We start from the raw sequence: 11,789 nt of genomic DNA, 5'->3' as shown, positions 1-11,789 counted from the left end.
AAAAACTACTTGGAGTTGCAAGGTAACAAAGCTGCTCGTTACCTGCTAAGTGCAGCACCTGTATGTGACACGCTACGCGAACGTAGAAAATGACGCTTACTCTTGCACAGAAGCAAGCTAAGAGATGCCTCTCATAGAGAAAAAAAAGAAGAAATAAGTTAAGAATTATTTGGTGCAAGTTTGAGAATTGGTATTAGTAGTTACCACAAGCGCATCGTAGATGGTTTAGATTGGCTCAAAGCAATCTTAGTATAATGGTAAATATAAGCCCTGTTTCTTAGTCTCAATTTCGGATAAATACTATAGATTGTTTTTCTAGGTGAATATTATGAACAATAACCTTCCAGCAGAGCCTAGAAACGGTTTTAACTTAGCCGAGACTTCAATTAATAAGGAGTCGCCTTTTGTGGAAAGTGATGGATTACTCTTCTATAAAGATGGGTACAAGACTCCAGAATTTTTAAGCTCATCCTTTTGCATACATCTATTTGATGAACGAGTTATCGTAGATCACTATGTACTGTTGTTTCCTGATTCAGAAACTCTTACAGACTATGCTAAAACTCTGATCAACTATGATGCCAAAATCACCGAAGGCCCAGGAAAATGGCCTGATGATTTTTGTCCTGAGCAAAACCTATTGCCCGAAGATGCAAGTATGTACTTTCTCTCAGCTTTAATGCCGTCAGGCATGATTTTGGTACTCCTTGCGCCTAACGCACCAGATGAACAGATTGCTAGCTTATTCCAGGAGCAAGGTTTTAATACTGTCCATCACGTTGCCATTCTTGTTGATGATATCTATACAGCAGCAGAAATATGGCAAAAGAAAGGCTTTATTCCTCTGTCTATAACTCCTCAAGAAGATGATTCATTGTGCCAATGGTTTTTCCGCAACTGGGCAGGGCAAATTATAGAGCTAATCTGCCGCAAATGGACGGGTAGAGAAACTTTTTCCTGCGAGAATATTGCTGGTTTACGCCTTTCTGAATTGGCAGCCTAAATTTGTAATTCGTAATTATTTGGTCAAGTATGCTCCCCGCGACGGTGGTTAGCAGCTTGTAATAATAGAGACTCTGCAAAAGCGATCGCATCAGTTGCAGATTTGCCACCAGCTAACTGCGCTAGTTCTTCCCGACGGGTGTTTAAATTATCCAAGGTAGTAACTCTGACAACTGTACGCTGTTCGCCATTGTCATCATTGGCTTTTTTACCCTTGCCTTGATTAATAGTTTGCTTATCTACGCGAAAATGCCGATCCGCCATTGCCGCAACTAAAGGTTGATGGGTAACACATAATACTTGGTTGCGTTGACTTAGCTGGTATAATTTTTCTGCGATCGCTTGGGCGACCCTTCCCGAAACCCCAACATCAATTTCATCAAACACCATTGTTCCAGCCACGTCAACCTGAGAAAAACAAGCTTTTAAAGCCAGTAAAAAACGGCTCATTTCCCCACCGGAGGCAACTTCTGTTAAAGGTTGCAGTGGTTCTCCGGGGTTGGAACTAAATGTAAAGGTAATTTTATCTGCTCCCATCGCAGTTGGGAAAGCTGGTAAGATTTCAACCAAAAACTTTACCTTTTCCATCGCTAGGGGCTTGAGTTCAGCTATCAAACGTGATTCTAAATTAGCAGCCGCCTTACTCCGCAATTGAGTTAACTGATTACTTGCTTGGGTGAGTTTCTCAAAACACGCCTTTTCTTGCTGTTCCAGATTTTCAATAGATTGTTCGGTGTCGTTGAGTTGGGCTAATTCCCCTTGAATGCGTTGGTAATAAGCGATCGCTTCTGTAAGTGTCGGCCCATACTTACGACAAATTTGCTTTAATTCCTGAATTCGTTCTTCCACCTCTTCCAACCGTTGTGGATCAGCTTCCAAACCATCCCCATAGGCATTAATCTGCCTTCCCACTTCCATCACCGCAGCTTGCGCGTCTCGCACCAATTCCAACAAATGTTGTAGTTGGGTATCATATTCCACCATGTCATTTAATGTCGCCTCACTGTCTCCCAATAAATCACCTGCGGCGGGAGTTTCATTATCGTTTTGATACAAAGCCTGATAAACTTTGTAACTCATTTGTTGCAAATCGACGACATGATTCAGGCGTTCCCGTTCTTGTCCCAATTGTTCTAATTCATTAGGTTCACTGAGATTAGCAGCTCCCAATTCTTGTACTTGATAAGCAAGTAAGTCGAGTTGTTGCAACCGTTCCCGTTCTGATGTCCGGCGTTTTTCTAGTGCTAAATGCGCCTGTTGATAACTACTAAAGCTTGTGGCAACTTTATGGCGCTGCTGCATCAGAGAGTCGCCGCCATACAAATCTAACCAGTCCCGAACTTGAGCAGATTGTCCAACCTGTACAGTTTGACCTTGGGCAGTAATTTCCACCAAGCGATCGCGCATTCCTCCCATGATCTGCCGATTTACCAACACCCCATTCACCCGCGATCGACTGCGAATATTACTAGCTGTAGCTGTGATTTCTCGGCTAATGACTACAGAATTTTCATCAAGCAAATCTATTTCTTGTTCAGTCAACCAAGCAGCTAGAGGGGCGTTTGAGGTGAAAGTAGCTTCTACCATCGCCCGACTTGTCCCCGTGCGAATGACTCGACTGGAGACTTTACCGCCCAAAGCAGCATCAATCGCATCCAAGATAATCGATTTTCCAGCGCCGGTTTCACCTGTCAACACATTTAGTCCCGCGCCAAATTCTAATTCTAGTTGGTCAATGAGGGCAAAGTTTTCAATTCGCAGACAAAGCAACATCAAGCCAAATTCTCCATGAGGGCAGATGCCAAATACTTTTAACTTACAAGACAATAAGTATGATATTTGAGCAACTAGCAATACCTACTACTATTGAACTAGTATGCCCGTTTAAGTGTAGCAAACTACTGGGGAGGAAGAATTTTAGATTTTAGATTTTAGATTGAAATTTAATCCCAAATCTAAAATCCAAAATTGAATTGTCCAATTCCCAATTTCTAAACATATTGTTACAATACTTAATGTGATCGTTCTGACTGGTGGCCTTCTTCATGATTGTTAAGACACTTCCCCCTAGTTCCCGACCGATTCAGGAGGACAGTCGCAACGGCACAAATCGCCGAAGCGACGAACTGGATGTTATTGATGTAGTGCCAGAAGATGGTACATCAAGTTTAGTTGTACGCTCACCAAGACTCTTAGCAGCCCAAAAGGTGAAGGCAAATGCCCAACCTGAGACGCTTTACGATCCCGTGGGCATAGCAGCGTATTACCAAAACAGACCACTGCAAGTTGTAAGACGGATTTTTGCCGTATTGGGGCCGACTCTATCCTTTGCTTTTGGATTGTGGTCGGATAGTAAACGGGGGATTGTAGTCAAAAATGACCGCCGCCGAGCCACTCAGTTACGAGTATTGCTGACCCGGTTGGGGCCTGCTTACATCAAAATTGGACAAGCTTTATCCACCAGACCCGATCTAGTTCCTCCCGTATACCTAGAAGAATTAACTAAGTTACAAGACCAATTACCGCCTTTTCCCAACGAAATTGCTTACCAGTTTATCAAAGAAGAACTAGGCGCACCTCCAGAAGAGGTTTATGCCGAACTCTCAGCCCAGCCGATTGCTGCGGCTTCATTGGGGCAAGTCTATAAAGGTAAGCTAAAAACTGGTGAAGAAGTCGCTGTGAAAGTTCAACGCCCCGACTTAAGAGAGGGAATCACCATTGACTTGTATATCTTGCGTAATCTTGCAGCTTGGGTGCAGAAAAAGGTAAAACGGGTAAGAAGTGACTTAGTTGGGATTCTCGATGAATTAGGCGATCGCATCTTTGAAGAGATGGACTACATTCACGAGGGCGAAAATGCCGAACGATTTTTCGAGTTATATGGTCATATTAAAGACGTATACGTACCGAAAATTTACTGGGAATACACCAACCGTCGCGTCTTGACGATGGAGTGGATTAACGGCACCAAATTAACCCAGACAGAAGAAATTAGCGCCCAAGGTATAGATGCTCGTTACCTAATTGAAGTGGGTGTGCAGTGTTCCCTCCGCCAGTTGCTAGAACATGGATTTTTCCACGCCGATCCCCACCCTGGTAATTTGTTAGCAACCCCAGATGGCAAATTAGCTTATCTCGACTTTGGGATGATGAGCGAGATTAAGCCACCACAGCGTTATGGATTGATAGAAGCGATCGTCCACGTCGTCAACCGCGACTTTGAAGGATTAGCAAAAGACTACGTTAAATTAGATTTCTTATCACCAGAAACTGATTTAACACCAATTATCCCAGCTTTTGCCAGAGTCTTTGCTGATGCCGAAGGAGCTAGTGTTGCCGATCTTAATATTAAAAGCATCACCGATGAACTATCGGCTTTGATGTATGAATATCCTTTCCGTGTACCGCCCTACTACGCTTTAATTATTCGCTCCCTCGTCACACTCGAAGGTATTGCAATATACATAGATCCCAATTTTAAAGTTCTCAGTGAAGCTTATCCCTACGTTTCTAAACGCCTGTTAACCGATCCAGCACCGCAATTAAGAGCATCATTGCAAGATTTATTATTTAAAGATGGTAGATTTCGCTGGAATCGCTTAGAAAACTTGTTAAAAAATGCGCGTAACAGTCAAGACTACGACTTTAATTTAGTGCTGAATCAAGGGATAGAATTTCTGTCATCTGAACGCGGCGCTTTTATTCGTGACAAGCTAGTAGATGAATCTGTTAACGGACTCGATGCTTTAGGTAAAAATGTTTTGCATAACTTTACCTCCTTGTTACGAGAACGGGTAGGATTGACAGCAGTGAATAAAACTCCAGCTGCCACAGTTGAACAACAACAAACCTTAGAGCATATCAAACGTATATTAGGTATTCTTCAAGAAACAAGAGGTTTTGACCCAATGCAACTGGCATCTCAAATTGCCCAGTTACTGGTAAATTCAGATGTACAACGTTTAGGTCAACAAATTGCCAATCGCTTCACGCAAAAAGCTGTAGCCAGATTAATTCGGCAATTATTGGCATCTTAGTACCACTTCTTTACCTCTTAACTTTGCGCTCTTTGCGTCCTTTGCGGTTCGTTTTCTTAACCCAGCAAAATTAATGGGACAGACCACTAGTAAGTACAACATTTCATTAATTCGTAGCCAATTCTTTGCGTGCCTCTGCGCCCCTACCCTACGGGAAGGCGTAGCCCTCCGGGGAAGCAAGCTACGCGTAGCGTCTGTCTTCGACACGCTGCGCGAACGTAGAGAAGCGGCTATGCGTTTAAATTTCAACCCTCAATTCGCCACGATTTTATGCAAAGCTTTACTAAGAGGTAGGGAGGTATGGGGACTAATCCCCATCGACTCAACCTTACTAAACTTAACTTTGATAGGGGCGCGGCAGTTGGCGTAGTTGATGAGCAGTATCTAATTCACTATTATTTTTTCTGCCATATCCCCAACCCAAGATGCGACGATATTCACCCATGATGCCACTTTCAATTAAATCATCCTCATTGACTGCAACATTAGTATGAGATTGGGGCGCAACATAGAGCGCATCCGCAGGACAATACGCTTCACACATAAAACAAGTTTGACAGTCTTCTTGTCGAGCGATCGCGGGTGGTTGGTTGGGTACGTAGTCAAAGACATTAGTAGGACATACTTGGACGCACAGATTGCAATTGATACAGAGTTTATGGCTGACAAGCTCGATCATAATACTGCTCCTACTACAACTTTGATACAGAGGGTGTGGTTTGAGTGGTTAGTGCTGGTGGTGTAGCGTAGACGCTTTGCGGTTCTGTTATCCAATCACGTCTCACCCAAAGTCTTTCTAAGCCACCAGTTGCTTGGTAATAACGCTGATTTGGATCGGTTTCGGGATAGTCCAGACGAATATGTTCGCTGCGGGTTTCCGTGCGGTGTAAGGCGCTAAAATATGCCCATCGCGCTACAGCCGTCAAAGCCGCCGCTCGACGAGAAAATTCCACATCGCGTACTGTATCTTGTTTTGGGTTCCCTTGTACTTGCTGCCACAGGGTTTCTAATTTGGCGAGGGAATCCAGAAGTCCCTGCTCTGAACGCAAGTAGTTCTTCTCCAACGGGAACATCTGCGCTTGTACACCGCGCACGATCGCCTCACTATCGAATGTTTCAGAAGTTGGTGAAGGCGATGGGCTACTCCCCAAATTAGGCGATCGCAATCCCACTTGACCGGTCGGACGCGCAACCCGTTCATTTGCTTGAGCGCCCAAACTTTTGGCAAAGATAGCTGCCCCAACTCCAGCCCATTGCCCTGTGGAGATTGCCCAGGCAGCATTGGGGCCACCACCTCCAGAAGCTAACCCGGCTAAAAACTCCCGCGATGCAGCATCACCGGCGGCGTAGAGGCCAGGAACCTTTGTACCACAACTATCATCGGTCAAACGGATTCCACCTGTACCACGGACTGTACCTTCTAAAACAAGTGTTACAGGCACTCGTTCTGTATAGGGATCAATGTCAGCTTTTTTATAGGGTAGAAAAGCGATGAAATGAGACTTTTCAATTACTGCTTTAACTTCAGGTGTGGCTTTATCCAAACGAGCATAAACGGAGCCTTTCAGCAGGGCATTGGGAAGGAACGATGGATCGCGACGACCATCAACATAGCCACCAAGATCGTTACCTGCTTCATCGGTGTAACTAGCCCAGCCAAAAGGAACACCCCGCGTTACTGTGGCATTAAAAGCGGTCGAAATTGCATAGTGATTGGAAGCTTCCATACTAGAGAGTTCGCCACCAGCTTCCACAGCCATCAGCAGCCCATCACCGGTATTAGTATTGCACCCTAATGCTTTACTCAAGAATGCACAACCGCCATTTGCCAAGACTACTGCACCCGCACGAACAGTATAGGTACGATGATGTTGCCTCTGCACACCTCTTGCCCCAGCTACTGAGCCATCGTCAGCCAATAAAAGCTCTAGAGCCGGACTTTGGTCGAAAATTTGCACGCCAACACGCAAGAGGTTTTTGCGAAGTACCCGCATATATTCAGGCCCATAATAACTCTGGCGCACCGATTCACCATTTTCTTTGGGGAAACGATAGCCCCAATCTTCTACTAAGGGCAAACTGAGCCAAGTTTTTTCGATCACACGCTCGATCCAACGTGAGTTTGCGAGGTTTTTTCCTATGCGATAACGCTCCGATAAAACTTTGTCCCAATTCTCTGGAGAAGGAGCCATGATGCCGTTACCACTAGCAGCAGCAGCACCACTTGTACCGAGAAAACCTTTATCAACAATGATAACTTTGACTCCTTGGGATGCGGCTGCCCATGCTGCCCAGGCTGCGGCAGGGCCACCACCAATTACCAGCACATCAGCAAATAGTTGTAGTTCATTTTCTGTTAGCAATTCCTTTTCTCCTTTTTGGCAGTCACATATTTCTTTGCCACTGTGAGCGGCTTCTACAGACAAAAATCCACCCGTCTGCATTTTCCATAACCTTTAAACACCAGGTTTTGCTGGCAATTCATCATCAATGCCGTCTTCGCCAATGATGTCTATAAAATTGCCTTAGCGGTAGCTATACAAGAGCGATCGCTGATTTGTCTGACTAAATTATCCAGTAGAGAGAGTTTGCATAATTACAAAGAGTGTACGGCAAATTACAATTAACATGATAATCTAATTGTTAGCTTATCGAATATTAAGTATTACAAGTTAATTTCCGATCCGTTGAACTCTTGTTTTTTATCCTCACCTATGCAAATCTCATAGTATACTACTATAAATCTACTGGTTTACCGTATATTTTTTTAGGTAGGTGCAAAAATAAAGTTTTAGTGCCATTCGTTCACACTCAGCACTTTGCTATACCAATACAGTTCAGTTAAGGATAATTGTAGGTTGGGTTGAAGGTTCCCATAGCGTCCCGTAACGAAGTGAAACTCAACAAAGCACCGAAAAAGAAGAACTCAAAATTATTCTAAACATGATACGGAGGGCTAATGAGCAGATCAAAGCAATTAAAACTAGGTGCATTCATGCGCCCGGTAAGCATACATACAGGCGCTTGGCGCTATCCTGGGGCTTTGCCTGATGCTAATTTCAACTTTCCAGCGCTGAAACAATTCATCCAGAAACTAGAGCAGGGCAAGTTTGACGCATTCTTCATGGCCGATCACTTAGCGGTGCTGAATATGCCAATCAACGCGCTCAAGCGCAGCCATACTGTCACATCCTTTGAACCTTTCACCCTGCTTTCTGCCCTCGCCAGCGTTACCGAACATATCGGACTGGTAGCCACCGCTTCCACGACTTATGACCAGCCTTACCACATCGCTCGCCGTTTCGCATCTCTCGACCATATTAGTGACGGTCGCGCTGGCTGGAACATCGTCACCACAGCCAATCCAGACGCAGCACTCAACTTTGGATTAGAAGAGGAGGTAGAACATGATGAACGCTATCGGCGGGCTAGAGAATTTTATGATGTTGTCACGGGTCTTTGGGATTCCTTTGCTGACGATGCGTTTATTCGGGACGTGAAAGCAGGGATTTATTTCGACCCTGCAAAGCTTCACGTTCTAAATCATCAGGAAAAATATCTCTCGGTGCGAGGGCCATTGAACATCGCCAGACCTGTCCAAGGCTGGCCGGTAATCGTTCAGGCAGGAGCTTCCGAAGCCGGACGGCAATTAGCCGCCGAAACCGCCGAGGCTGTGTTTGCACCTGCTAGTAATCTGGAAGCTGGCAAAGCTTTATTTGCAGACATTAAGGGACGGGCGCGGGCGATCGGACGTGACCCAGACAGCATAAAAATCCTTCCAGGTGCTTTAGTCATCGTGGGCGAAACCGTCGCCGAGGCATACGCCAAGCGTCTTCATTTGGACAGCCTAGTACATTATGACAGTGGAATCGCCAGCCTCAATAGTGCTATTGGCTACGATGTTTCGGGTTTTGATCCCGATGGCCCCTTGCCAGAAATCCCACCGAATAACGCTGGTCACTCTTCACGAGAAAGAGTAATAGCCTTAGCGCAACGTGAGAACTTGACTATTCGACAACTGGCACAACGCATTGGCAGTTACGGCGGACTGGCCTTCGTCGGCACACCCCAAACGATCGCTGATGAGATGGAGCAATGGCTAACAGAGGAAGGGTCTGATGGCTTCAACATCATGTTCCCTTTTCTTCCTGAAGGGCTGAATGACTTTGTAGACAAGGTTGTGCCAGAACTCCAACGGCGTGGGATTTTCCGCCACGACTATGAGGGCAAGACCCTACGCGAAAATCTGGGACTGGCACGCCCCGCTAACCGCTTCTTTCAGACCGCAACCGCTTCTGTCAGCTAATGGTCTTGGCAAAGCGAATAATATCATCTATAGATATGGCTGCTTAAACTCCTCAAAATTGATATCAAGGATTCAATTGTGGTGAATTATTTAAAAGAGCGCCGCTTTCAATATAAGCAAAAATGTTCTGCCAGTAAAAATGTGGCGATCGCAACGTCTTTTCTTGGTTTGATAGTTTCTAGTTGCAGTCAACAAACAGCTATCAATGCCGCAGCTAATTCAGATTCCTCTTCAAAAACTCTCACTACCAAAACTACAGAGAAAAACAATGTGATTCGCTTGGGCTACCAAAAAGGCGGGGTTATTCCCATTGCGCGTCAACGAGGTGAGCTAGAGCGTCAGTTAGCGACGAAAAATATTAAAGTTGAATGGAGTGGGCCATTTGACCGTTGCGCTACGCTTTTAAATGTTCTCAATGGTAATCGGGCAGATATTGGCGGCTGTGGTGATATTCCTTCCATCTCTGGAATTGCTGCGGGGCAACCTCTTTGTATTGGTTCTATACAGCGTCCTAGTCCAGATTCTTTGAGTAATGCCATCTTAGTTCGTGGTGATTCTGCTATTCGTAAACCTACTGATTTAGTAGGTAAAAAAGTTGCAGTCAATCAAGGTGGCGCGGGCGAATATCTGTTATTAAAAGTTTTGGAAAAAGAAAATATTCCTTCAGATAAAGTCCAGCGAGTTTATTTATCACCGAATGATGCTGCACCTGCTCTATATCAAGGTTCTGTTGATGCGTGGGCGGTTTGGGAACCTTATATTTCCATTGCAGAATTAGAGCATCAGGCACGCAGAATTACCACTACACACCCTGCTCCTACCTACGGCATTATGGTTGTTCGTACTGATGCAGCTAAAGAAAATCCGGTAGCCGTGAAAGCTGCTCTCACTGCTTTGAGTCAGGATGGTGAATGGTTAAATCAACATACTAATGCTGCATCAGATTTTCTAGTTAAAGAGCTAAAAGTCTCTGATGCTGTAGCCAAGCAAGTGACTAAAAATCGAGGACTAGAGTCTTACGTATTTCCTAATGCTGAAGATACCGCCAATCTTCAGAAAACAGCTGACTGGTTACTAGAGCAAAAAATTATTCCGCAACGAGTAGATATTGCCACGGCAGTGTGTCCCTTGGGAAGAACCACAGCTAGGTAACAAAAAAACTTAAATAACAAAGATTTGGAGCAAAATATGTCTGTGGAATTTATTGGGATGATTGGGACGCGAGAAGCCTCGGAATTACATAGCCCTACCGTATCGATTACGGGGGGAACTATAGACTTAGCTTATCTCCGCAAATTTGCAAAAGTCCATGAAGATGGTGGCTTTGATCGAGTGCTAGTTGGTTATAGTTCGACAGGGCCGGATGGCTTTAATGTAGTCAGTTATGTGGCTGCTGCAACAGAACGACTCAAGTTTTTACTTGCACATAGACCGGGTTTTGTGGCTCCCACTTTAGCCGCCCGCAAATTAGCAACATTAGATCACTTTTCTAATGGTCGTGTTGCAGTACATATCATTACTGGTGGGAGCGATATTGAACAACAACGCGATGGTGATTGGCTCGATCATGATACTCGCTATCGCCGTACTGATGAATATCTTGATGTTGTGCGGCGAGTTTGGACGAGTGAAGAACCCTTCGATTATGAAGGGGAGTTTTACCAACTCAAACAAGCATTTTCAGAAGTTAAACCCTTACAGCAACCACATATTCCGATATATTTCGGTGGTGCTTCTGGCGCTGCTGTGGGTGTAGGGGCAAAGCACAGTAATGTATATGCGTTTTGGGGAGAACCCATAGCTGCTATTAAACAACGGATCGCAGAGGTGAAAGCCGCAGCACCGCCGGGAAAAGATTTAAAGTTTAGTGTTTCCTTGCGTCCGATTTTGGGCGAAACAGAAGCAAAAGCATGGGAAAAGGCGCATTATATTCTCTCACGGATCAATGAAACCCGTGCTAAGGCGGGTGTTCAATTATCTCCTGGTGCTTCTTTGGGACCTGAAGCTGTTGGTTCATTGCGGTTGTTGGATTTTGCCAAGGAAAGCGAAATTCATGATAAACGTTTATGGACACCGATCGCAGCTGCTACTGGCGCTCGTGGTAATACTACTGCTTTGGTAGGGACTCCTGAACAGGTTGCAGAGTCATTATTTGATTACTACAAAGCTGGAGTGACAACACTATTGATTCGCGGTTTTGACCCAGTGGAAGATGCGATCGCCTACGGTCGAGATGTGATTCCTTTGGTACGTCAACAAGTGCAACAACAAGAACGACAAACAGTAACGGTAGCTTAATCTACCTGTCCACTACTTCTTGATGATTAGGTTTGAACAAGTGTAGGCAAGGATTTCTCAATTTAGTGGAACTCTAAGCTAGTAGGAAGTATAAACAAAGACGCAAAGATATAATTTTGCGCCTTTGCTTTTTCATCCGAAATCAT

At 44.8% G+C, this 11,789-nt stretch carries 8 protein-coding genes; 5 read left to right on the top strand and 3 right to left on the bottom strand.

What is annotated here, in order from left to right:
• Positions 1 to 328 precede the first annotated feature (328 nt).
• Positions 329 to 1,003, top strand: a complete 675-nt coding sequence (locus HWQ37_RS15595) for a hypothetical protein (protein WP_292748517.1) — start codon at positions 329 to 331, stop codon at positions 1,001 to 1,003.
• Positions 1,004 to 1,026: 23 nt separating this feature from the next.
• Here HWQ37_RS15595 and recN read toward each other — a convergent pair whose 3' ends face one another.
• Positions 1,027 to 2,775: a DNA repair protein RecN gene (gene recN / locus HWQ37_RS15590; protein WP_292748523.1), complete on the bottom strand. Its 1,749-nt coding sequence runs from the start codon at positions 2,773 to 2,775 to the stop codon at positions 1,027 to 1,029.
• A 272-nt stretch (positions 2,776 to 3,047) separates the two neighbouring features.
• Between recN and HWQ37_RS15585 the strand changes: the two genes are divergently transcribed.
• Positions 3,048 to 5,039: an ABC1 kinase family protein gene (locus tag HWQ37_RS15585; protein ID WP_292748516.1), complete on the top strand. Its 1,992-nt coding sequence runs from the start codon at positions 3,048 to 3,050 to the stop codon at positions 5,037 to 5,039.
• Between the two features lie 337 nt (positions 5,040 to 5,376).
• Here the strand turns inward: HWQ37_RS15585 and HWQ37_RS15580 are convergent, their stop codons facing one another.
• Both HWQ37_RS15580 and HWQ37_RS15575 read right to left on the bottom strand, forming a co-directional pair.
• Positions 5,377 to 5,718, bottom strand: coding sequence for a 4Fe-4S binding protein (locus HWQ37_RS15580; protein WP_292748515.1), 342 nt, complete (start codon positions 5,716 to 5,718; stop codon positions 5,377 to 5,379).
• Positions 5,719 to 5,731: 13 nt separating this feature from the next.
• A complete protein-coding gene (locus tag HWQ37_RS15575; protein WP_292748514.1) occupies positions 5,732 to 7,483 on the bottom strand; it encodes an FAD-dependent oxidoreductase in 1,752 nt (583 codons plus the stop codon).
• 515 nt (positions 7,484 to 7,998) lie between these two features.
• Here HWQ37_RS15575 and HWQ37_RS15570 point away from each other — a divergent pair.
• From HWQ37_RS15570 to HWQ37_RS15560, 3 genes are all read left to right on the top strand, one after another.
• The gene (locus HWQ37_RS15570) at positions 7,999 to 9,345 is read left to right on the top strand and encodes an LLM class flavin-dependent oxidoreductase (protein ID WP_292748513.1); all 1,347 of its coding nucleotides are present in this window, start codon (positions 7,999 to 8,001) and stop codon (positions 9,343 to 9,345) included.
• Positions 9,346 to 9,423: 78 nt separating this feature from the next.
• Positions 9,424 to 10,497 (top strand): aliphatic sulfonate ABC transporter substrate-binding protein, encoded by a 1,074-nt coding sequence (locus HWQ37_RS15565; RefSeq protein WP_292748512.1) that lies wholly within the window; start codon positions 9,424 to 9,426, stop codon positions 10,495 to 10,497.
• Between the two features lie 36 nt (positions 10,498 to 10,533).
• Entirely contained in the window at positions 10,534 to 11,643 is a 1,110-nt protein-coding gene (locus HWQ37_RS15560; protein WP_292748511.1) for an LLM class flavin-dependent oxidoreductase, read from the top strand.
• The last annotated feature ends 146 nt before the right edge of the window (positions 11,644 to 11,789 follow it).

The sequence above is a fragment of the Nostoc sp. NMS4 genome, from assembly GCF_017115095.1.
GTDB lineage: Bacteria > Cyanobacteriota > Cyanobacteriia > Cyanobacteriales > Nostocaceae > Nostoc.
The sequence above is the reverse complement of the archived record's forward strand: the minus strand, read 5'-3'. Positions and strand labels throughout refer to the sequence as shown.